This is a genomic window from Klebsiella sp. HMSC16A12, assembly GCF_001808265.1.
Lineage (GTDB): Bacteria > Pseudomonadota > Gammaproteobacteria > Enterobacterales > Enterobacteriaceae > Klebsiella > Klebsiella pneumoniae.
The window spans coordinates 197,417-217,047 of record NZ_KV792636.1; the positions used below are offsets into that span (position 1 = coordinate 197,417).

Annotated in this window: 23 protein-coding genes; 10 read left to right on the top strand and 13 right to left on the bottom strand. The window is 58.3% G+C overall.

Annotated elements, in window-relative coordinates; genetic code table 11:
- Positions 1–41 precede the first annotated feature (41 nt).
- Positions 42–215, bottom strand: coding sequence for a GhoT/OrtT family toxin (locus HMPREF3140_RS20545; protein WP_002906888.1), 174 nt, complete (start codon positions 213–215; stop codon positions 42–44).
- A gap of 195 nt (positions 216–410) precedes the next feature.
- Between HMPREF3140_RS20545 and yncL the strand changes: the two genes are divergently transcribed.
- Entirely contained in the window at positions 411–503 is a 93-nt protein-coding gene (yncL, locus tag HMPREF3140_RS20550) for a stress response membrane protein YncL (RefSeq protein ID WP_002906891.1), read from the top strand.
- 51 nt (positions 504–554) lie between these two features.
- Here the strand turns inward: yncL and HMPREF3140_RS20555 are convergent, their stop codons facing one another.
- Both HMPREF3140_RS20555 and HMPREF3140_RS20560 read right to left on the bottom strand, forming a co-directional pair.
- Complete coding sequence (locus HMPREF3140_RS20555; RefSeq protein WP_002906893.1) at positions 555–806, bottom strand: hypothetical protein; 252 nt, start codon at positions 804–806, stop codon at positions 555–557.
- Positions 807–943: 137 nt separating this feature from the next.
- A complete protein-coding gene (locus HMPREF3140_RS20560; RefSeq protein WP_004189776.1) occupies positions 944–1,141 on the bottom strand; it encodes a hypothetical protein in 198 nt (65 codons plus the stop codon).
- 148 nt (positions 1,142–1,289) lie between these two features.
- Here HMPREF3140_RS20560 and HMPREF3140_RS28420 point away from each other — a divergent pair, with 148 nt between their 5' ends.
- A complete protein-coding gene (locus tag HMPREF3140_RS28420; protein WP_004175940.1) occupies positions 1,290–1,412 on the top strand; it encodes a small membrane protein in 123 nt (40 codons plus the stop codon).
- Positions 1,413–1,752: 340 nt separating this feature from the next.
- Here the strand turns inward: HMPREF3140_RS28420 and patD are convergent, their stop codons facing one another.
- From patD to HMPREF3140_RS20595, 6 genes are all read right to left on the bottom strand, one after another.
- Positions 1,753–3,180 (bottom strand): aminobutyraldehyde dehydrogenase, encoded by a 1,428-nt coding sequence (patD, locus tag HMPREF3140_RS20570; RefSeq protein ID WP_004175939.1) that lies wholly within the window; start codon positions 3,178–3,180, stop codon positions 1,753–1,755.
- Positions 3,181–3,202: 22 nt separating this feature from the next.
- Complete coding sequence (locus HMPREF3140_RS20575; RefSeq protein WP_032411591.1) at positions 3,203–4,009, bottom strand: ABC transporter permease; 807 nt, start codon at positions 4,007–4,009, stop codon at positions 3,203–3,205.
- Positions 3,999–4,928, bottom strand: coding sequence for an ABC transporter permease (locus HMPREF3140_RS20580; RefSeq protein WP_004189770.1), 930 nt, complete (start codon positions 4,926–4,928; stop codon positions 3,999–4,001). Before HMPREF3140_RS20580 ends, HMPREF3140_RS20575 begins: the two co-directional genes overlap by 11 nt.
- Position 4,929: 1 nt before the next feature.
- Entirely contained in the window at positions 4,930–5,943 is a 1,014-nt protein-coding gene (locus HMPREF3140_RS20585) for an ABC transporter ATP-binding protein (protein WP_004151215.1), read from the bottom strand.
- Between the two features lie 16 nt (positions 5,944–5,959).
- Positions 5,960–7,105: a putative ABC transporter substrate-binding protein YdcS gene (ydcS, locus tag HMPREF3140_RS20590; protein ID WP_002907384.1), complete on the bottom strand. Its 1,146-nt coding sequence runs from the start codon at positions 7,103–7,105 to the stop codon at positions 5,960–5,962.
- Positions 7,106–7,409: 304 nt separating this feature from the next.
- Positions 7,410–8,822 carry an aminotransferase-like domain-containing protein gene (locus HMPREF3140_RS20595; protein WP_004898563.1) on the bottom strand — a complete coding sequence of 471 codons (1,413 nt, stop codon included), beginning with the start codon at positions 8,820–8,822 and terminating at the stop codon, positions 7,410–7,412.
- A 687-nt stretch (positions 8,823–9,509) separates the two neighbouring features.
- Here HMPREF3140_RS20595 and HMPREF3140_RS20600 point away from each other — a divergent pair.
- The 5 genes from HMPREF3140_RS20600 to HMPREF3140_RS28425 all read left to right on the top strand — a co-directional run bounded on the left by HMPREF3140_RS20600 (position 9,510) and on the right by HMPREF3140_RS28425 (position 12,824).
- A complete protein-coding gene (locus tag HMPREF3140_RS20600; protein ID WP_070553085.1) occupies positions 9,510–10,907 on the top strand; it encodes a cytochrome ubiquinol oxidase subunit I in 1,398 nt (465 codons plus the stop codon).
- Positions 10,907–11,917 carry a cytochrome d ubiquinol oxidase subunit II gene (gene cydB, locus HMPREF3140_RS20605; protein WP_002907458.1) on the top strand — a complete coding sequence of 337 codons (1,011 nt, stop codon included), beginning with the start codon at positions 10,907–10,909 and terminating at the stop codon, positions 11,915–11,917. Before HMPREF3140_RS20600 ends, cydB begins: the two co-directional genes overlap by 1 nt.
- Positions 11,917–12,042, top strand: coding sequence for a DUF2474 domain-containing protein (locus HMPREF3140_RS20610; protein WP_004180143.1), 126 nt, complete (start codon positions 11,917–11,919; stop codon positions 12,040–12,042). Before cydB ends, HMPREF3140_RS20610 begins: the two co-directional genes overlap by 1 nt.
- Positions 12,043–12,138: 96 nt before the next feature.
- Positions 12,139–12,444: a hypothetical protein gene (locus HMPREF3140_RS20615; RefSeq protein ID WP_029602933.1), complete on the top strand. Its 306-nt coding sequence runs from the start codon at positions 12,139–12,141 to the stop codon at positions 12,442–12,444.
- Positions 12,445–12,593: 149 nt separating this feature from the next.
- On the top strand, positions 12,594–12,824 hold the full coding sequence (locus HMPREF3140_RS28425) for a DUF2554 family protein (RefSeq protein WP_004143781.1): 231 nt from the start codon (positions 12,594–12,596) through the stop codon (positions 12,822–12,824).
- 12 nt (positions 12,825–12,836) lie between these two features.
- Here HMPREF3140_RS28425 and HMPREF3140_RS20625 read toward each other — a convergent pair whose 3' ends face one another.
- Entirely contained in the window at positions 12,837–14,798 is a 1,962-nt protein-coding gene (locus HMPREF3140_RS20625) for a peptidase U32 family protein (RefSeq protein WP_002907469.1), read from the bottom strand.
- A 33-nt stretch (positions 14,799–14,831) separates the two neighbouring features.
- On the opposite strand from HMPREF3140_RS20625, the gene HMPREF3140_RS20630 reads away from it, so the two are divergent.
- Positions 14,832–14,999 carry a hypothetical protein gene (locus HMPREF3140_RS20630; RefSeq protein WP_014343127.1) on the top strand — a complete coding sequence of 56 codons (168 nt, stop codon included), beginning with the start codon at positions 14,832–14,834 and terminating at the stop codon, positions 14,997–14,999.
- A gap of 10 nt (positions 15,000–15,009) precedes the next feature.
- Here the strand turns inward: HMPREF3140_RS20630 and HMPREF3140_RS20635 are convergent, their stop codons facing one another.
- Complete coding sequence (locus HMPREF3140_RS20635; RefSeq protein WP_002907473.1) at positions 15,010–15,579, bottom strand: helix-turn-helix domain-containing protein; 570 nt, start codon at positions 15,577–15,579, stop codon at positions 15,010–15,012.
- 185 nt (positions 15,580–15,764) lie between these two features.
- Between HMPREF3140_RS20635 and HMPREF3140_RS20640 the strand changes: the two genes are divergently transcribed.
- Positions 15,765–16,931: a benzoate/H(+) symporter BenE family transporter gene (locus HMPREF3140_RS20640; RefSeq protein WP_032411594.1), complete on the top strand. Its 1,167-nt coding sequence runs from the start codon at positions 15,765–15,767 to the stop codon at positions 16,929–16,931.
- Here the strand turns inward: HMPREF3140_RS20640 and HMPREF3140_RS20645 are convergent.
- A complete protein-coding gene (locus tag HMPREF3140_RS20645; RefSeq protein ID WP_004151213.1) occupies positions 16,908–17,777 on the bottom strand; it encodes an AraC family transcriptional regulator in 870 nt (289 codons plus the stop codon). The genes HMPREF3140_RS20640 and HMPREF3140_RS20645 overlap by 24 nt on opposite strands.
- 180 nt (positions 17,778–17,957) lie before the next feature.
- On the opposite strand from HMPREF3140_RS20645, the gene HMPREF3140_RS20650 reads away from it, so the two are divergent.
- Positions 17,958–18,854: a DMT family transporter gene (locus HMPREF3140_RS20650; protein ID WP_004175913.1), complete on the top strand. Its 897-nt coding sequence runs from the start codon at positions 17,958–17,960 to the stop codon at positions 18,852–18,854.
- Positions 18,855–18,900: 46 nt separating this feature from the next.
- On the opposite strand, the gene HMPREF3140_RS20655 is transcribed toward HMPREF3140_RS20650, so the two are convergent.
- On the bottom strand, positions 18,901–19,569 hold the full coding sequence (locus HMPREF3140_RS20655; RefSeq protein WP_004143788.1) for a DUF3313 domain-containing protein: 669 nt from the start codon (positions 19,567–19,569) through the stop codon (positions 18,901–18,903).
- Positions 19,570–19,631: the final 62 nt, after the last annotated feature.

A 19,631-nucleotide genomic window follows, 5' to 3' on the forward strand; every position in this document is an offset into this window, starting at 1 on the left:
ATCCTTTGTGCTACCCTTTTCTGCCGTCTAGCGCCTGAGGGTTAAAACAGCGAGACGAGCAGCGCCATCGGGAAGCTGAACGGCCAGGTGGCGCCGATCAGCAGGGCCGCCAGCAGGCGGATCATCCGGCTCTCTTTGGTTAAAAACCAGCTAATCACGGCGCATATCACGCCCATAATGGCGTAAAACACCAACATTTTTTGATATAACGTCATTCTTACTTTTTCCTTCCCTGAGGGGCGCTCCATGGTGGGATGATTATCTGCCATGACGTCGTGATTCAGAGATACCTGTATAACAAAATCAGAAACGGGCTGAATATTCAGAATAAAGCCTGATTCGTCTTAATCTGATAGCGCAACCGCTGGCGCCGTACTATACCTTTAGGACTTACTCATTAGGGTGGCGCTATGGATGTCTCCAGTAAAACCGTCGTTATGATTAATGTCTGCGCCGCGTTCGCGCTTATCAGCCTGCTGTCCGTAAGATTTGGCTGGTTTTAATCATTTAATTCAGCAACGAAACCTAAAAAAGCAGCCCCGAAGGCTGCTTTTTTACGCGCGAACAACAGAGTTATTATCTTGCTGTCGGGCGGCGGGGGCTAACTGCGCGGCAGCTATTACCTTATTAAGACTGGGGTTATAGCGCGGCAGTACATTGACTTTTTCACTATCCCATTCGGCGGCGGCGCAGACGGCCTGCCCTACGCCCATCTTCTCACAGCTTTGGATTCGTTTCGCCGGGGCATTACCATAGCTCAGCGCCACAGCGCCGATAGCCAGCAGAATAAAAGCAAAAATTTTCACAGCGACATCAACGTCAAAACCTAATATGCCCTAAATGATCGCATGAGCGGCGGCGGAAAGTCAAACCCGGGGCGCGCTACCGGGCGGCATCCGGTATTTGCCTCTGCCTCAGGGCTATAAAATATTCAGAACAAATATCATGCGATAACCGTAAATATTAAAAGCTTATCTCTAGCCGTGAAATACTTTCTGTTCAGGGGAGTTAATTTCGCTAATAAGGAAAATATTTCGCCGTCGGCAAGGGGAAAAGGATCGCCGCCTTCGCCACAGGCGCAATATATCGCGCGGGCCGTCATCGTAAGAAGATAAATGGCGATGGCAAGCCGTTGTAACATAACCTCTTCATCTCCGTCATCACGGATAAGAGCCAGAAATAGCGCTAAATGACAACAAATATCATTTGCCTTCGCGTCAGATAATACTTACATTCATAACCATTGGTAATGCTTTAGCGCAGTTCGCGCTGTGAATTTCGAGGTGGATATGTCCGGAATCATCACGCTGGTCATCGCGCTAATCCTGCTGGTCGCGGCGGTGTATAATCTTATTTCCTACATTCGTGACCGGCGCAGCGCCAGCCTGCCCAGCAAAAAAACCAAGCGCTGAAAGTAATTAAAGCAGTATTCTCGTTACCCCGGCGCGACTGGCCGGCTCATCTCTTCGCTCTTCTGCGAGCACAAAAAAGCCCCTGCCGACAGACAGGGGCCGCAATTCGGTCGCGAACCGCGATGTTGCCGCCCCACCCGCCGGGCGCTGTGCGCCCAGGGTGACTGGCGGACCCCATCCGGCGCTTATCTCCGGCACTCATGATGGCTTAGCTCTTGAAGGGGCATCAGAATAATCTCATATCCCCTGGGTTGAGTTTTGACAATTTTTGCCATTGTGACTATTAGCGGCCTAACACACCCATCGCGCAATAGTCGCCTGGCACTAAATGGTTAATCCTTTAGCTATGCTTAACCATCACATGGCGGACCACGGTATAATCCTCAAGGCCATACATCGACATGTCCTTGCCGTAGCCTGACAGCTTCTGGCCACCGTGCGGCATTTCGCTGACCAGCATAAAGTGGGTATTGACCCAGGTGCAGCCGTACTGCAGCCTGGCGCTAAGACGATGGGCGCGACCGACATCTTTCGTCCATACCGAGGAGGCCAGGCCATACTGAGAGTCATTCGCCCAGCTCAGGGCCTGCGCTTCATCGCTGAAAGGCGTCACGCTGACTACCGGACCAAACACTTCGCGCTGGACAATAGCGTCTTCCTGCCGGGCGCCGGCGAGCAGCGTCGGCTGGAAGTAATAGCCCGCGCCGTCAGCCCGACTGCCGCCGGTGACCACTTTAATGTGCGGCAGCGCCCTTGCGGCTTCCACCGCCGCGCTAACGCGCTCAAGATGGGCCAGCGAGCTCAGCGGACCCAGTTCGGTGGCAGCGTCCTCCGGCGCCCCCATTTTCAGGCTGGCCACCGCCGCCCCAAGTTTCTCCACCAGCTGGTCATAGATACCCTGCTGGGCGTAGATCCGGCAGGCGGCCGTGCAGTCCTGGCCGGCGTTGTAAAAACCGAAGGTCCGCACCCCATCCACCACCGCATCGATGTCCGCATCGTCAAAAACGATCACTGGCGCCTTACCGCCCAGCTCCATGTGGGTGCGTTTAATCGACGAGGCGGTATGGCCGATGATATGGGCCCCGGTGGCAATCGATCCGGTCAGGGAGACCATTCGCACTTTAACGTGGGCGGTCAAGGGGTCGCCCACCGTTTTACCGCGGCCAAACAGCACGTTGATAACCCCCTCCGGGAAGATATCTTTTGCCAGCTCCGCCAGCTTCAGCGCCGTCAGCGGGGTGATCTCCGAGGGTTTTATCACTACGCAGTTGCCCGCCGCCAGCGCCGGGGCCAGCTTCCAGGCCGCCATCATCAGCGGATAGTTCCACGGCGCGATGGAGGCCACCACGCCCACCGGATCGCGGCGGATCATTGAGGTATGCCCTTCGAGATACTCTCCGGCCGCCATCCCCGGCAGGCAGCGAGCGGCGCCGGCGAAGAAGCGGAAGACGTCGGCGATGGCCGGCATTTCATCATTAATCACGCAGTGCAGCGGCTTGCCGCAGTTCAGCGACTCCAGCTGCGCCAGGGTTTCAGCCTGCGCCGAGATGGCGTCCGCCAGCTTCAGGAGACATTCCGCACGCGTCTTCGGCGTCGTCTGACTCCAGGCATCGAATGCCCGGTCCGCCGCCTCAACGGCGGCATCGACCTGGGCCGCTGTCGCTTCGGCAATCTCCAGGATCACTTCGCCGGTTGCAGGGTTATATACCGGAACCTTCTCGCCTTCACCTGCCACTAACTTACCGTTTATCAATAGGTTGTGTTGCATAGCATTATCCTGTTTCATGGTTTTATTTCCCGTTTCCGGCGTCGTTATCGCCGTCGCGGGTGAGCCACCAGGCCCCTAAGATTGGTATCGTCGTTACCAGCATCACCAACAGCGCGACAACGTTGGTGACGGGCACATCTCGCGGCCGCCCCAGCTGATTCAGCAACCACAGCGGCAAGGTGCGTTCATGCCCCGCGGTAAAAGTGGTAACGATAATTTCATCAAACGACAGAGCGAATGCCAGCATTCCCCCCGCCAGCAGCGCCGACCCCAGATTGGGCAGCACTACGTAACGAAAGGTCTGCCAACCGGTAGCGCCTAAATCCATCGAGGCTTCCACCATACTCCACGAAGTCCGGCGGAAGCGGGCGATGACGTTGTTAAACACCACCACCACGCAGAAGGTCGCGTGCCCCACCACTATCGTCAGCAGGCCAGGCTCAAGGCCGACCGCTTTGAACGCCGTCAGGAGCGCCAGGCCGGTAATGATCCCCGGCAGGGCGATAGGCAGCAGCAGCATTAGCGACACCGCATTTTTGCCAAAAAAGGCGCTGCGCCACAGAGCTCCTGCAGCCAGCGTGCCAAGCACTAAGGCAATGGCGGTCGACAGGGCGGCGATCTTAAGTGACAGTGTCACTGCCTGCAGAATGTCGCTGCGCCCGGCCGCCTCGCTGAACCAGCGCAGCGTCAGCCCCTGCGGCGGAAAGCTAAAGGCTGCATCTTCCGTATTAAAAGCATAGATGGCGATAATCAGCAGCGGAAAGTGGAGGAATATCACCCCGCCCCAGGTCGCCAGTCGCAGATACCAGGGCGCACGTTCAGAGTGCATCGAAGGCTCCCAGACGTTTCACGAACGCCAGATAGAGGGCAATCAAGACGATAGGCACCAGGGTAAACGCCGCCGCCATCGGCATATTGCCGATCGCCCCCTGCTGCGAGTAAACCATATTGCCGATAAAGTATCCCGGCGGGCCCACCAGCTGCGGCACGATAAAGTCGCCTAGCGTCAGCGAAAAGGTGAAGATCGACCCAGCGGCGATGCCGGGAATGGCCAGCGGCAGCACCACGTAGCGAAAGGTCTGCCGCGGGGCCGCGCCCAGATCGGCCGAGGCCTGTAGCAACGATCCCGGAATACGCTCCAGCGCCGCCTGCACCGGCAGGATCATAAACGGCAGCCAGATGTAGACGAACACCAGAAAGCGTCCAAGGCCGGAGGTGGACAAGGTATTGCCGCCGACCGCCGGGACGCTCAACAGCGCGTTCAGCGCCCCCTCCAGTCCAAGATGACCGAGGAACCACTGCGCCACGCCATCTTTCGCCAGCAGCAGCACCCACGCATAGGCTTTGACGATATAGCTGGCCCACATTGGTAGCATGACCGCGATATAAAAGAAGGCCTTCATTTTGCCGCTGGTGTAGCGCGCCATATACCAGGCCATCGGCAGCGCCAGCAGCGCGCTGGCCAGCGTGACGCACAGCGCCATCACCAGGGTCCGCACAATAATGTCGTAGTTGGCAGGGTTGAACAGCGCCCGCAGGTTAGCCAGCGTGAAGTCGCTGGTCACCGACATGGTGAAGTCGTCAAAGGTATAAATGCTCTGCCACAGCAGGGTCAGCAGCGATCCCAGATAGACGATGCCAAACCACATCAGCGGCCCGAGCAGCAGTAAAAACAGGCCCAGCGCCGGTCGGCGCCAGAAGATCCCCGATATGCGCCCGGTCTGCGCAGGAATTATTGCCATGGTCATCTCAGCCTCCGCTTTCCAGCGGAGTCATCGCCGAACGCGACCATGACGCCTGTACTATTTGCCCGGTTCGCGGAACGCTGGCCGCCGCCGCGCCATCGATGTTGGCCTGGCTGACCAGCAGTTTGTCGCCATCCGCGAGGCGGAGCTCGATCCGCGTCGCCGCCCCCTGATACTGCACCGCCTGCACCACACCCTGCACCTGCACCTCGCCACCGCCCTGCAGGCGAACATGCTCCGGACGCAGCGACCAGCTGCCCGCCATCCCGCACAATCGTCGGGCCGCCTCGGCTGCAAAAACGTTGGCGGTGCCGACAAAACCGGCCACAAACGCGGTCCTGGGGTGCAGATAGAGATCCTGCGGGGCATCCACCTGCTCAATGCGCCCGTTGTTAAACACCGCCACGCGATCCGACATCGACAGCGCTTCGCTCTGGTCGTGGGTCACGAAGATGAAGGTGATCCCCAGCGACTGCTGCAGCTTTTTCAGCTCCACCTGCATCTGCTCGCGTAGTTTCAAATCCAGGGCGCCCAGCGGCTCATCGAGCAGCAGCACCCGCGGCTGGTTCACCAGCGCCCGGGCAATCGCGACCCGCTGCCGCTGGCCGCCGGAGAGCTGGGAGGGCTTGCGATGATGAGCAAAGCCAAGGGCCACCTTCTCCAGCGCCTCCTGGGCGCGGGCATGGCGCGCTTTCTTCGCCATGCCTTTGACCATCAGGCCGTAAGCTACGTTGTCAAGGATCGACATGTGGGGAAATAGCGCGTAGTCCTGGAACACGGTATTCACATCCCGCTGCCAGGGCGGCAGTTCGCTGGCCGGCTGACCAAAGATATGGATGGTTCCGCCGGAGAGCTGCTCAAAACCGGCAATCAGCCGCAGGCAGGTGGTTTTACCCGAGCCGGACGGACCCAGCATCGAGAAAAATTCTCCATCGCGTATGCCAATGCTAACCCCATCCACCGCCCGCACATCGCCATACAGGCGCGATACATTCTGGAACTCGACCGCGTACGTCATTGTTTGCCTCCGATTCTTAGCGGCCGCCCATTATCGCAATATAGTCCTGAGTCCAGCGGCTATAGGGCACGTATTTCCCGCCTTCCGCAACCGGCGTTTTCCAGAAGTGAATGCGGTTAAACTGCTCATAGCCGTTGGTCTCACAGCCTTTATCACCGAGCAGCGCGCTGGCTTTACAGCCCTCAGGCACCACCGGCAGCGAACCGAACCAGGCCGCCACATCGCCCTGCACCTTCGGCGTGAGCGACCAGTTCATCCATTTATAGGCGCAGACCGGGTGCTTCGCCTCGCTGTGCAGCATGGTGGTATCCGCCCAGCCGGTTACCCCCTCCTTCGGGAACACGGTGGCGACCGGCTGGCCTTCCGCCTTCAGGCCGTTGGCTTGATAGGGCCACGAACTGGAGGCGGCTACCCCTTCGTTTTTGAAGTCGTTCATCTGTACGGTGGCGTCATGCCAGTAGCGATGGATCAGCGGTTGCTGGTCGCGCAGGACTTTCAGCACCGCGTTGTACTGGGTTTCGGTCAGTTGATAGGGGTCTTCGATCCCCAGCTGCGGCTGGGTGGCTTTGACAAACAGCGCGGCGTCGGCGATATAGATCGGGCCATCATAGGCCTGCACCCGCCCCTGGTTGGTTTTACCATCCGGTAGATCCTGCTTGACGAACACCACGCGCCAGCTGTCCGGCGGCGTCGGGAATACGCGGGTGTTGTACATCAGCAGGTTCGGCCCCCACTGATACGGCGTGCCATAGACTTTACCGCCGACGTTAAACCACGCCCCCTTCGCAATACGCGGATCAAGGGAGCCCCAGCCGGCAATCAGCGCCGTGTTGATCGGCTGCACGCGTTTGCCCATGATCAGGCGCAGCGAAGCATCACCCGAGGCGGTGACCAGATCGTAGCCGCCTTTGGCCATCAGACTGACCATCTCGTCAGAGGTGGCAGCGGTTTTGACATTAACCTGGCAACCGGTGTCCTTTTCGAACTGACTCACCCAGTCGTACTGTTTGTCGGTCTGACCGCGTTCGATATATCCCGGCCAGGCAATAATATCGAGCCGCCCTTCCGGTTTATCCAGCGAGGTGAGCGGCTCTGCCGCCTGAACGGTCAAACAAGCCATACCCAGCACATAAAGGCTGCAACGGGCAATTTTTTTGCTCATCAGGTGTTACTCCTGTCACAAAGGAATTAGCGGCAGCCGTGCCGTAAAAATATCTCCTGAAATAAGGGTAGTCAGCGGATTAACGCCCCCAGGGGAATTTATTCAGGTTGTGACCCGGGACGCATTACGTAAAAATCGCCAACACAAGCAGGACTTTATGGATTATAGACAACGAGTTAGGGAATGAGGAGGGGTATGCATATTTCCTATGGTGAGCGCCGGTAAAATAATGACCGGCCTCGATAAAAATCCTCTTTCGCTTATTTTCGCAGAATGTTTATGATGAGAAAAATAAACGACAGGGTCAGGCAAGCTGTTCGCGAATAAGCTCCCCCAGGCGCTTCACCCCCTGCTCTTCGCGTTCCCCCCAGCCCCAGGCGGTATTAAAACGGAAAAACGAGGTCCAGCTGTCGGAGGTGGAGAACATTTTCCCTGGGGCAATGCTGATGTGCGACGCCAGCGCCCGGGCGCTAAGTGCGCTAGCGTCGGCCCCTTCCGGTAGTTCGATCCACAGAAAGTAGCCGCTGTCGCTGTGGTGGACGATGACCTCCGGCGGCAGATGGCGCAGCAGCGCCTGCCAGGCCTGCTGTTTACGCTCCGCCAGCTGACGACGTAGACGGCGCAGGTGGGCGTCATAGCGCTTGGTGGACAGGTAATCCACCAGGGCTAACTGCATCGGCGAACTGGTGGAAAGCGTACTCATCAGCTGGAGCTGCTGGATCCGCCGCGCCTGTTTGCCGGCCGCCACCCAGCCGATACGAAAGCCGGGTACCAGACATTTTGAGAACGAGCTGCAGTGCAGCGTCATCTCCTGGCGATCCCAGAACTTCGCCGGTAACGGCTTTTCGCGGCCAAAATAGAGCTCGCTGTAGACATCATCTTCGATCAACATCACGTTATAGCGCGTCAGCAGCGCCACCAGCGCCGCTTTTTTTTCAGCGCTGAGGGTGAAGCCGAGCGGATTCTGGCCGTTGGTCATCAGCCAGCAGGCCTTCACCGGATAGTTTTGCAGGGCCGCCTCCAGCGCCGTCAGATCAATGCCTTCCCTGACGTCAGTGGCTACCGACAATGCTTTCAAACGCAGCCTCTCCAGCGCCTGCAGGGCGCCGTAGAAGCAGGGGTTTTCCACCACCACCCAGTCTCCCGGCTCGGTCACCGCCTGCAGGCTGAGGTTAAGCGCCTCCAGCGCCCCGGCGGTGATGACGATCTCGTCCGGCGAGACGTTCATCCCCTGTAGGGCATAGCGACGGGCAATGGCATGCCGGAGTTCTGCATTGCCCGGCGGCAGATTCTCAATGACGCTCATGGCGGTGGCGGTTTTACTTACCTGCGCCAGCGAGCGGTTGAGCTGCTGCAGCGGGAAGAGACGCGGGTCCGGAAAGGCCGAGGCAAAGGGCAGCATCGACGCCTGGCGGCTGGCCTGGAGCACCTCAAAGATATAGGTATTGATATCGACGGCTTCATCGCGAGTGACCTGGGCAGGCGGCGCCGGCTGGCGGAGCTTCACCGGCTGGGGGGCAACATAATAACCCGACTGCGGACGGGCGACGATGCGCCCCTGGCTTTCCAGCAGCTGATAGGCATGGCTGACGGTCATAAAGCTCATGCCGCTGCTGATCACCTGCTCGCGCAGCGACGGCAGCCGATCGCCAGGCAACCAGACGCCAAGGGCGATCTGCTCGGTCAGTTGCTGCGCCAACTGTTGATACTTTTTCATTGCGGCCGTCCCCGTACGATAACGTCCCATTATCATATATCAGTTATAAAAAAATCATAGTTTCCTGTAACTGTTATATCTGCAGCGGCGGCCGCGTCGCCGTGATAGCACGGGATGGGTTTAAAATATCACCACCCAGAATAGCGAGATTAAAACAAACCAGAAGATAATCATTACGCCAAGCGTAATGCACAGACTCTGTAATCCTTTTTCAGACATTGGCATTCCCTTTTATTTATTCCCGAGCTCATACAGTACAAATTAGCCGCGGAGCCGACAATTTATTATTATTTAATTTACGATTAACCGGCTCAGCGTTTTTACTTATTCTCATACTAATGAGTGACAATAAATCAGAGTAAAAATCCGTGGCGGATTTCGTAAGCCAAAATATGAGCTACGGCGGGTGGTAAGGATATATTATGCCGACCAGGTGACTACGCCATACCGGCGGCAGGGCCGCGTAGCCAGCCGTTAGCAATAATATGACAGACAGCGGAATAGACGCCTAATCACCTTCCGCAGGGATTAATCAAGGTTGCGCAAGGATATTTTCTCGCCCTGGCAACAGCTGAAAAATCATAACAGCGGCCAACTGTTATGATAAAAAATGGCGTGACTGCCTCTGCCCCTCAGTCGTCACCCCACCTAAAATTGCGCTGAATCAATTTTGTTGTGGAGTCCTGCATGTTCGGTCTTGATGCATTCCATCTGGCGCGAGTTCAATTCGCTTTTACGGTCTCATTTCATATTATCTTCCCCGCCATTACCATCGGACTGGGCAGCTATCTGGCGGTGCTCGAAGGCTTATGGCTAAAAACCAAAAATCCCGTCTGGCGCTCGCTGTACCATTTCTGGTCGAAGATTTTCGCCGTCAACTTCGGTATGGGGGTCGTTTCCGGGCTGGTGATGGCCTACCAGTTCGGCACCAACTGGAGCGGTTTCTCACAGTTTGCAGGCAGCATAACCGGCCCTCTGCTGACCTATGAAGTCCTGACGGCATTTTTTCTGGAAGCGGGCTTCCTCGGGGTGATGCTTTTCGGCTGGAACCGCGTGGGGCCGGGGCTACACTTTTTCGCCACCTGCATGGTGGCGCTGGGTACTATCATCTCCACCTTCTGGATCCTCGCCTCTAACAGCTGGATGCAGACCCCGCAGGGGTTTGAGATCGTTGATGGCCAGGTCGTGCCCGTCGACTGGCTGGCGGTGATCTTTAATCCGTCGTTCCCCTACCGATTATTGCATATGACAGTAGCGGCATTTCTCAGTAGCGCGCTGTTTGTCGGCGCCTCGGCGGCCTGGCATCTGCTGCGCGGCAATCAGTCGCCGGCGATCCGTAAGATGTTCTCGATGGCGCTATGGATGACGCTGCTGGTCGCCCCCGTCCAGGCGCTGATCGGCGATATGCATGGCCTGAATACCCTGAAGCACCAGCCGGCGAAAATCGCCGCCATTGAGGGGCACTGGGAAAATCCGCCGGGTGAGCCAACGCCGTTGCTGCTGTTTGGCTGGCCCGATATGGACCAGGAGCGCACCCGCTACGGGCTTGAGATACCGGCCCTGGGCAGTCTGATCCTCACCCACAGTCTTGATAAACAGGTGCCGGCGTTGAAAGAGTTCGCTCCTGAGGAGCGCCCGAATTCTACTGTGGTGTTCTGGTCATTTCGCCTGATGGCCGGGCTGGGCATGTTGATGCTGCTGCTGGGCGTGCTGGCCCTGTGGCTGCGTCGCGGCGACCGGCTATACCACTCGCGGCCGTTTCTGCGTTTTGCCCTATGGATGGGGCCATCCGGCCTGATCGCTATTCTCGCCGGCTGGGTGACCACCGAGGTGGGCCGCCAACCCTGGGTGGTGTATGGCGTTCAGCGCACCGCCGATGCCGTTTCCGCTCATGGCGATCTGCATATGTCGGTCAGTTTATTGACCTTTATCGTAGTGTACAGCGCCGTCTTCGGCGTCGGCTACAGCTATATGCTGCGCCTGATCCGCAAGGGGCCGCAGGAGATGCTCCCGGCGACAACCGGTACGCCAGCCCGCCCGCTGTCCGCCGCCACTGAAGGTTATCTGCAGAAGGAGTCCCGCTAATGGGTATCGAATTATCGGTGATCTGGTTCGTGATTATCGTCTTTGCCACGCTGATGTACATCGTCATGGATGGCTTTGATCTGGGCATCGGCCTGCTGTTCAGCACGGTGCGGGGCGGCGGGGATCGCGACGTAATGGTCAACAGCGTCGCGCCGGTATGGGATGGCAATGAAACCTGGCTGGTGCTCGGCGGCGCCGGCCTGTTTGGCGCCTTTCCCCTCGCCTACGCGGTGATCATCGACGCCCTGTCGATCCCCCTGACCCTGATGCTGATCGGCCTGATTTTTCGCGGCGTCGCCTTTGAGTTTCGCTTCCAGGCCACGCCGTCGCACCGGCCATTCTGGGATCGCGCCTTTTTTGGCGGCTCCCTGCTGGCAACCTTCAGCCAGGGCGTGGTGGTCGGGTCGGTGATCAACGGTTTCACCGTCAGCGGTCGCGCCTTCAGCGGCGGCATGTTTGACTGGCTGACCCCGTTCAGCCTGTTCTGCGGACTCGGACTATGCGTGGCCTATGCGCTGCTCGGCGCCACCTGGCTGGTGATGAAAAGTGAAGGCGCGCTGCAGCAGAGAATGCGCAGCGCATCGCGGCAGTTGCTGGGTGCCCTGCTGGCGGTGTTTGCCGTCATCAGCCTGTGGACTCCGCTGGCGCACCCGGCGATTGCTGCCCGCTGGTTCAGCCTGCCGAATCTCTATTTCCTGCTGCCGGTACCGCTGCTGGTGATCCTCGTTAGCGGCTGGCTGTGGCGCACGCTGCATCAGCGCGACCGCCATGTTTCGCCCTTCACGCTGACGCTGGGCCTGGTCTTTCTCGGCTTCAGCGGACTAGGGATCAGCATCTGGCCGCATATTATCCCGCCGGCCATCACATTGTGGCAGGCTGCCGCTCCCCCGCAAAGCCAGGGCTTTATGCTGGTGGGCGCCCTGCTGATTATTCCGGTCATTCTTGGCTACACCTGCTGGAGCTATTACGTGTTCCGCGGCAAAGTTCAGCCTGGGGAGGGATATCACTGATGCGTACTGCCTGGCCTAAACGTCTGCTGTGGCTGATCGCGCTCTGGGGAGGTAGCGTACTGACGCTGGCCGCCATAAGCCTGCTGTTTCGCCTGCTGATGACCGCCGCAGGGCTAAAAGTCTGAGGGTGGATGCAGAGAGGTCCGAAAAGGGACTTCTCCATCTTATCTTCACTTTTGCCTGATGAAATACGGCGATACATCTGAAGAAAGGATATTGCTATGAAGAAGTTAGCTTTACTCTCCGCCGTAATGACGCTGGGAATGTCGTCATGGGCTTTTGCTGCCGACAACCCGCCGCCGCCGCCGGAAAAAGGCGCGCAGCATCAGGGTAAACCGCCGGTGAAAAACGGCCAACACGAAGGTAAGCAAGCGCAATACAACAGCAAACAGCCACAACGAGACGGCAAACAGCCGCAGCACGACGGTAAACAGCCGCAACACGATGGTAAACAACCGCCGCACAACGGCAAGCAGCCGCCAAAAGGGAGCGAGCACAGCGGTAAACCGCTGCCGCCGAAAGCGTAACACTCTGGCCTGGCCTTCCGCGTCAGGCCTTTTTTCATCCTTCGTCAGCCATCGTTGACAAACTCTTGCCGTTCTTTGAGATGCCCGGAAAAAAGCCTGCATTGCGCCTGACATAGTATGTCCACGCCATTGTTCCGTCGAGAAAAGGTATGTTAAAGAGAAGCATAAGCGCCCTGCTGTTGCTGTGCGCATTATTTTCCGGGCATCTGTTGGCCCATCGTCAGGGACATGAGTACTTTCCGGTGCAAAGTCTCGAACAGCAGCTGCTGCACGAAGCGGATAGCGATGAGCTTCGCAGCCAGCACGAGGAGGCCGCCGCAGACCTGCGCGAACATCACCGCTGGCAGGACGACCGTAAACCGCGGGCATCCTGCCAATAGCATCGACTCGAATCAGGCCCCTTTGCGCTTCGGCAGCGTCTTCATCAGATCGTCCGGGCTGACGGAGGCCACAATGCTGCCCGGGTGCGGCATTTTGAGGATATGGTTTTTGATCTTGCCGACCACGTGCATTTCGCACGGACGGCAGTCAAACTTCAGGGTCAGGACCTCATCGCCATGGATCAGCTGCATCGGCGTGGCTTTCCAGCTCTTGATGGAGCCTTTCGCCTGCTTCGGGCAGAGGTTGAAGGCGAACCGCAGACAATGCTTAGTGATCATCACCGGCACATCGCCCTTCTCTTCGTGCGCTTCATAGGCGGCGTCGATCAGCTGTACGCCATAGCGCTGGTAGAACGCCCGCGCCTTGTGGTTATAGACGTTGGCGAGGAAGGAGAGATGGGTCTCCGGGTAGACCGGCGGCGGTACGGAGACCGGCTTGCGGGTGCCGCGCTGCCAGGCGTTGAGGCGCGCTTCATCCAGCATCTCCGCAGTTTCCCGACGCAGCTGGTTGAGCAGGCTGTTGGGCACAAACAGCGGCGGCAGATTAACCTGCACCTCGCGCGCATAGTAAATGGTTTGCCCCAGTTTTGTGACACCGTCACGCAGGTTGGCCAACGCTTTCTCCGCCTGGTTAGCTTCGGCGAACTCCCCGTCAAGGGTGTGGGTCACGCTGACGCCATCTTCACAGGTCATGGTGAGAACCAGCTGCTCCTGCCAGCCGCTCAACGTCACATCTACCGCGATGCGGCGTTCGCTGGAGGTCTTTAGCAGCGCCTGTTGCCAGTTATGATCGAGGTTGCGGTTGAGCGGCTGATGGGGGCGCACTTTATGCAGATCCGCTGGCATCTCGTTCGGCCATACCCGATAACGGTTTTCGCCGGTTTTTTCCACGGTATTAGCACGGAAGCCCACCACTTCGCGCTTAATCATCACGTTGAGACCATCGCCGTTGGTTAACGGTTCACTGACTTCAACGTCGAGGTGGTCTTTGCCTACCTTCAGAACTTCACCCACCGGCAGGCCGATAAATTTCGGCGAATCAAAGGCGCCGATATCGCCTTTGCGGGCATTAACAAAGTAGTCAGTGCTGCCCCGGTGGAAGGTTTTATCCGTGGACGGGATAAAGAAATGCTCGGTGCGTCCAGCCGAGGCGCGCGCCAGGTCGCCGCGATCTTCGATAATGGCATCCAGCATTTGACGGTAGTGCGCAGTGATGTTTTTCACATAACTCATGTCTTTGTAACGGCCTTCAATTTTGAAGGAGCGTACGCCAGCGTCGATCAGCGCCGCCAGGTTGGCGGTCTGATCGTTATCCTTCATCGACAGGAGATGTTTCTCATAGGCCACCACCCGCCCCTGATCGTCCTTCAGGGTATACGGCAAGCGGCAAGCCTGCGAGCAGTCGCCGCGGTTGGCGCTGCGTCCGGTCTGGGCGTGCGAAATGTAACACTGCCCGGAATAGGCCACGCACAGCGCGCCATGGATAAAGAATTCGATAGTGGCGTCAGTGTGGTCGTAAATGGCTTTGATTTGACTGAGGTTCAGTTCGCGCGCCAGCACGATCTGACTGAAGCCGGCGTCGGAGAGAAACTTCGCTTTTTCCACACTGCGAATATCGCACTGGGTGCTGGCGTGCAGCTCAATCGGCGGCAGATCCAGCTCCATGATCCCCATATCCTGGACGATCAGCGCATCGACGCCTGCGTCGTAGAGATCGGTAATCAGCCGCTGCGCCGGCTCCAGTTCATCGTCATGCAGAATGGTGTTCAGCGTCACAAATACCTTTGCGCCAAAGCGATGAGCGAAAGGCACCAGCCCGGCGATATCGCTCAGACTGTTGCTGGCGTTGTGGCGGGCGCCAAAGCCAGGTCCACCGATGTAAACGGCATCGGCGCCGTGAAGGATCGCTTCGCGAGCGATACCGGCGTCGCGGGCAGGACTAAGAAGTTCAAGACGATGATTGTGCAGGCGCATACGCGTGTTGTTATCCAGTATAAGGGGGTCGAAATGGCGGCTATTGTAGTCAGAACCGGGCGCAGACGAAAACCTTTTCCGCCGTCGCGCGACGACGAATTTTCACTTTTCAACAAAGTATTGACGGAAAAGATATTTCCCTCAAATCACGGCGAAGAGTACTGTCATCACGTATTCCGGATTTTCCTCGTCACGTTGTGAGTGGTTATCATCAGTCATCTTGTCTGGCCGCGGGTTCGCTCGCGGTTTTTTCTTTTGGATAATGGATAAGAGAATGGAAATGGGCCGCCTGGGCGCCGCGGTTACGATACGCATGCGTCGCGTCGCCGGCGAAACGCCTACCCTCACCCGCCTGCAGCGAGTGCCACTCCCCTTGTAAGCACAAATCCAGCGTACCACTTATCACTACCACATGCTCAATCACCCCTTTCTCATGCGGCGTTGATTCGCTCAGCGCGCCGGGGGCAAGGGTTATCGAAAAATGGTCAAAGCGCAGCTCGGGATCCCACGGGAATACTGGCGTCACCACCATCGCCTGCTGCTGCGGATCAAACGCGGAGGGCGCGGCGCTGGCGTCCGGGACGATGAACGCCGAAAACGGTACGTTCAGCCCGGTGGCAATCTTCCACAGCGTCGCCACCGTTGGACTTGATTCATTCCGCTCAATCTGCCCGAGCATGGCTTTCGACACCCCGGTCTCTTCCGCCAGTCGCGACAGGCTCCAGCCTCGCTGCTGGCGCAGGGTTTTAAGCGTTGCCGCCAGATGTTGCGCAATATTCATCCTTCCTCCTGTTTTTACTGCGCAAAGTATACCGCCATTTGTCTGATTTTTTCAGGACGTTTAACGGCATCGTACGCCACTGGCGGCGAGTTTTTCTCCCAGGGTAGCTGCGCGAACCACCGCTTGTGCGTTATAACGCACAATGATACAGTGAATGGATGTTATAACGCACATGAGAATCATCGATGCGCTCGTTTAGTCTTCCGCTTCCCACTCTGTTCGCTGGCTTCGTCGCCGTGTTGGTGGGGTACGCCAGCTCCGCCGCCATCATCTGGCAGGCCGCCGCCGCGGCCGGCGCTACCCCCGGGCAGATCGCCGGCTGGATGACGGCTCTTGGCCTCGCCATGGGCATCAGTACTCTCGCGCTGAGCGCCTGGCGGAAAGTTCCTGTGCTCACCGCCTGGTCAACGCCGGGCGCTGCGCTGTTAGTTAGCGGCCTGCAGGGGGTGACCCTCGCCGAGGCCGTGGGGATCTTTATTTTCGCCAACGCGCTGATCGTTATCTGCGGCACCACCGGCCTGTTTGCCCGGCTGATGCAGATCATTCCCCATTCGCTGGCCGCCGCGATGCTGGCTGGGATCCTGCTACGGTTTGGTTTGCAGGCCTTCGCCGGCTTACAGGATCATCTGCCGCTGTGCGGCGGGATGCTCGCCGCCTGGCTGCTGTGTAAAGCGCTGTGGCCCCGCTTCGCCGTGGTGGCCGCGCTGGTGATTGGAGCGCTGATTGCGGCGGCGTCCGGGGATGTGGCTAGCGCCCCCGTGCCGCTGGCATTTGTGACGCCGGAATGGGTCGCCCCGCAGTTTACTCCGGCGCTTTTGCTCAGCGTCGGTCTGCCGTTCTTCCTCGTCACCATGGCCTCGCAGAACGCTCCGGGGTTCGCCACCCTGCAGGCATCAGGCTATACCGTACCGGTCTCCGCACTGATCGTCGTTTGCGGGGGGTTGGCACTACTGCTGGCGCCGTTTGGGGTTTATTCCATCTGCATCGCGGCGATCACCGCTGCGATTTGCCAGAGCCCGGAGGCGCACCCGGATCCGAACCAGCGCTGGCTGGCGGCCATAGCCGCGGGCGGTTTTTATCTGCTGGCCGGTCTGTTCGGCGGGTCAATCACCGCCCTGATGTCGGCCCTGCCGCCGGCGTGGATCCAGATGCTGGCGGGTCTGGCGCTGCTCGGCACCATCGGCGGGAGTCTGTTTCAGGCAGTGCATCAGGCCAGTGAACGCGATGCGGCGGTGCTAACCTTCCTGGTCACCGCCAGCGGGGTGACGCTGGCGGGAATTGGCTCCGCCTTCTGGGGCGTGGTGCTCGGCGGGGTGAGTTACGGCGTGCTATCCGCGCTGCGCCGCCCGTAGCTGGGAGGGCGTCAGCCCGGTGGCGGCTTTGACCCGATGGCTGAAATGGCTGGGGGAGCTAAAACCACAGGCCAGCGCTATCTCGGTTAACGGCAGCGCGCTATGGCAGATCAGGTTTTGCGCCTTCGCCATTCGCTGCTGCATGACGTACTGATGCGGAGCCATATTTAGCGACTGACGAAACATACGAGCAAAATGAAACTCACTCAGACCCGCCTGCTGCGCCAGGTCGGCCAGGGTCAAGGGCTGATCGAGATGAGCATCGATCCAGGCCAGTACGTGACGCTTTACGCCTGGCGCCAGCCCGCCGGTGACCGTCGGCAAACGCCACTGCACGGTGGAATAGTGCTGGATCAGATGGGTAAGCAGTAAGCTGCTGGCGGCGCTGAGGGTCAGCTGGTTCGCCGGCTGCCGCCAGTCGTTAGCCAGCAAAAACTGACGATACACTGCGGTGATTTTATCATCGCTGGCGAAGGTCTTTTCCTGCAGGGTGAAGTTCGCCGGGCTGCGGTCCCACACCTCCTCGCCGACGCGACGCAGGTGCGCATCGGTACAGTAAAGATGCACAAACGACAGATCGCCGCGGATATCCCATACGCTTTCATCGCCTTTCGGCATCAGACAAAAACGATCCGGGCCGCCGCCATTTTTCCAGCCGTGCGGCGTCTTTTGATAGCTTTCGTAGCCATCAGCCACGTACAGACTTAAAGTATGATGGTCGCTGCGCACCGTCACGGTATCGCAATTGTTATACCAGGCGGCCAGTTGAATACCGGAATTCAGCTCCACGGTTCCCTTCAGCACCGCGTTCTGTCGCCGTAATGTTTCAAATGTCCCGTAACCCATCGTCTTCACACATTGTCTGTAAAAGCCCTAGTCTAGGGAGACTACGGCGCGGTTTCCAGTCCTCACCGCCAGCGGAGGGCAAATAAGCGCAAGAATTTGCAAGCCGACAACAAACCGGTGAAAGCCGCAGCAGGCGGCAGCCGGCATACTCCTCCCATCAACAGGTAGAGGAGAACCAGGGTGAACGCATTACTCTATGCACTCGTTGTCGTGATCTGGGGTACAACGTGGATTGCGATTTTTTTACAACAGGGACCGGTGGCCGCGCCGGTATCGATTTTCTGGCGTTTCGCCGTAGCCAGCGTCACGATGCTGGCGATTCTGCTTGTCACACGACGCCTGCGGCCGCTGGGCGCGAAAGATCATCTCTGCTGCCTGCTGCAGGGCTGCTGCGTCTTCTGCTTTAATTTCTGGTGTTTTTATACCGCCGCCGCCTGGATCAATACCGGTCTGGAATCGGTGATCTTTTCGATGGCGGTACTGTTTAACGCCATCAACAGCTTTCTCTTTTTCCGCCAGCAGCCGCCGGGCCGCTTCTGGGCCGCCGCCGCGCTGGGTCTCGCCGGTATCGTCATCCTGTTCTGGGACGACCTGCTGGCCAACGGACTAAACGCCTCGCTGCTGTGGGGGATCGGGTTGAGCGCCCTGGGTACCTACGGTTTTTCGCTCGGCAATATGTTCAGTATTCGCCACCAGCGCCGCGGGCTGGAAACGCTGACCACCAACAGCTGGGCGATGCTCTACGGCACGCTGGTGATGGGGGCAATCGCTCTGCTGCGCGGCGATAATTTTATGCCAGAATGGACCGTCAGCTATCTGGGCGCCCTGCTTTACCTGGCGCTGTTCGGCTCGGTCATCGCCTTTGGCGCCTATTTCACTCTCGTTGGGCGCATCGGCGCCAGCAAAGCCGCCTACAGTACGCTGCTGTTTCCGCTGGTCGCCTTATCCATTTCCACCGTCTATGAAGGGTATGTCTGGCACAGCAACGCCGTGATCGGGCTGGCGCTGATCCTGCTGGGTAACCTGGTGATGTTTGCCAAACCGGAACAGCTGTTGCTGCGCCGAAGGCTGGCCTGAGGAGGCTGAAGAAAAACAGCGCCGTCGTCAGACGGCGCTGGCACGATTAACGCTGAGAGGGATCGAATTTAACGGCGTCGACCGCCATATCATCGATAACCTGCTTCAGGGTATCGACGGTCAGCGGTGTATTCTCATTCGCCAGGGTTTTGCCTTCCCCTTTCCGAACGACCTTGATGACCGGCTTATTGGTGCTGGCGTCAATGACCTCCGCCTCAAAGTACAGATCGGTGTCCATGGTACGATGGCCGGTGGCGGCCTGGGTGCCGGCGACAATCATAGCGACCGGGATCACTTCATAGAACTGCAGCCCCTCTTTGCTGGAGTCCACCCCGGTGATCGCCCCGCGGAAGATGAGGCTGCGCTTGCCGGCGGTAGTGGCCAGCGGTTTACGCTCGGAAATAGCCTGTTTCAGCTCTTTGTTGGTGTAGTTAAGAATATCCTGCAGCGCCTTCTCCCCTACCTGGGTGGTCGGCTTCGGTACCGGATAGTAGGTCACCGGGTGATAAACGATATTGTCATAGTTGGCCGGATTGAAGTTCGGATCGATCCAGCGCAGCTCCGGCTTGCCGGAGGCAGAGGTCGTTTCTTTCAAACTGGAATAATCTTTTAAGAAGCCCGAATACTGATTCGGTTGCGCCACTTTCGCCGCACAGCCGGTCAACGCCAATATTCCCGCCAGAGCGGCGACTTTCAGTAAAACGCGAGTACGCATAGAGAGATCCCTGTAAATGCAGTTTTTTTTCGGCAGACGTTATAGCAAATAGGACCCACTAG

Excerpts from the sequence above, each read along its gene's own strand:
- HMPREF3140_RS20545 (WP_002906888.1), bottom strand. The coding sequence starts at position 215 with ATGACGTTATATCAAAAAATGTTGGTGTTTTACGCCATTATGGGCGTG.
- yncL (WP_002906891.1), top strand. The coding sequence starts at position 411 with ATGGATGTCTCCAGTAAAACCGTCGTTATGATTAATGTCTGCGCCGCG.
- HMPREF3140_RS20560 (WP_004189776.1), bottom strand. The coding sequence starts at position 1,141 with ATGTTACAACGGCTTGCCATCGCCATTTATCTTCTTACGATGACGGCC.
- HMPREF3140_RS28420 (WP_004175940.1), top strand. The coding sequence starts at position 1,290 with ATGTCCGGAATCATCACGCTGGTCATCGCGCTAATCCTGCTGGTCGCG.
- patD (WP_004175939.1), bottom strand. The coding sequence starts at position 3,180 with ATGCAACACAACCTATTGATAAACGGTAAGTTAGTGGCAGGTGAAGGC.
- HMPREF3140_RS20575 (WP_032411591.1), bottom strand. The coding sequence starts at position 4,009 with ATGCACTCTGAACGTGCGCCCTGGTATCTGCGACTGGCGACCTGGGGC.
- HMPREF3140_RS20580 (WP_004189770.1), bottom strand. The coding sequence starts at position 4,928 with ATGACCATGGCAATAATTCCTGCGCAGACCGGGCGCATATCGGGGATC.
- HMPREF3140_RS20585 (WP_004151215.1), bottom strand. The coding sequence starts at position 5,943 with ATGACGTACGCGGTCGAGTTCCAGAATGTATCGCGCCTGTATGGCGAT.
- ydcS (WP_002907384.1), bottom strand. The coding sequence starts at position 7,105 with ATGAGCAAAAAAATTGCCCGTTGCAGCCTTTATGTGCTGGGTATGGCT.
- HMPREF3140_RS20595 (WP_004898563.1), bottom strand. The coding sequence starts at position 8,822 with ATGAAAAAGTATCAACAGTTGGCGCAGCAACTGACCGAGCAGATCGCC.
- HMPREF3140_RS20600 (WP_070553085.1), top strand. The coding sequence starts at position 9,510 with ATGTTCGGTCTTGATGCATTCCATCTGGCGCGAGTTCAATTCGCTTTT.
- cydB (WP_002907458.1), top strand. The coding sequence starts at position 10,907 with ATGGGTATCGAATTATCGGTGATCTGGTTCGTGATTATCGTCTTTGCC.
- HMPREF3140_RS20610 (WP_004180143.1), top strand. The coding sequence starts at position 11,917 with ATGCGTACTGCCTGGCCTAAACGTCTGCTGTGGCTGATCGCGCTCTGG.
- HMPREF3140_RS20615 (WP_029602933.1), top strand. The coding sequence starts at position 12,139 with ATGAAGAAGTTAGCTTTACTCTCCGCCGTAATGACGCTGGGAATGTCG.
- HMPREF3140_RS28425 (WP_004143781.1), top strand. The coding sequence starts at position 12,594 with ATGTTAAAGAGAAGCATAAGCGCCCTGCTGTTGCTGTGCGCATTATTT.
- HMPREF3140_RS20625 (WP_002907469.1), bottom strand. The coding sequence starts at position 14,798 with ATGCGCCTGCACAATCATCGTCTTGAACTTCTTAGTCCTGCCCGCGAC.
- HMPREF3140_RS20630 (WP_014343127.1), top strand. The coding sequence starts at position 14,832 with ATGGCGGCTATTGTAGTCAGAACCGGGCGCAGACGAAAACCTTTTCCG.
- HMPREF3140_RS20635 (WP_002907473.1), bottom strand. The coding sequence starts at position 15,579 with ATGAATATTGCGCAACATCTGGCGGCAACGCTTAAAACCCTGCGCCAG.
- HMPREF3140_RS20640 (WP_032411594.1), top strand. The coding sequence starts at position 15,765 with ATGCGCTCGTTTAGTCTTCCGCTTCCCACTCTGTTCGCTGGCTTCGTC.
- HMPREF3140_RS20645 (WP_004151213.1), bottom strand. The coding sequence starts at position 17,777 with ATGGGTTACGGGACATTTGAAACATTACGGCGACAGAACGCGGTGCTG.
- HMPREF3140_RS20655 (WP_004143788.1), bottom strand. The coding sequence starts at position 19,569 with ATGCGTACTCGCGTTTTACTGAAAGTCGCCGCTCTGGCGGGAATATTG.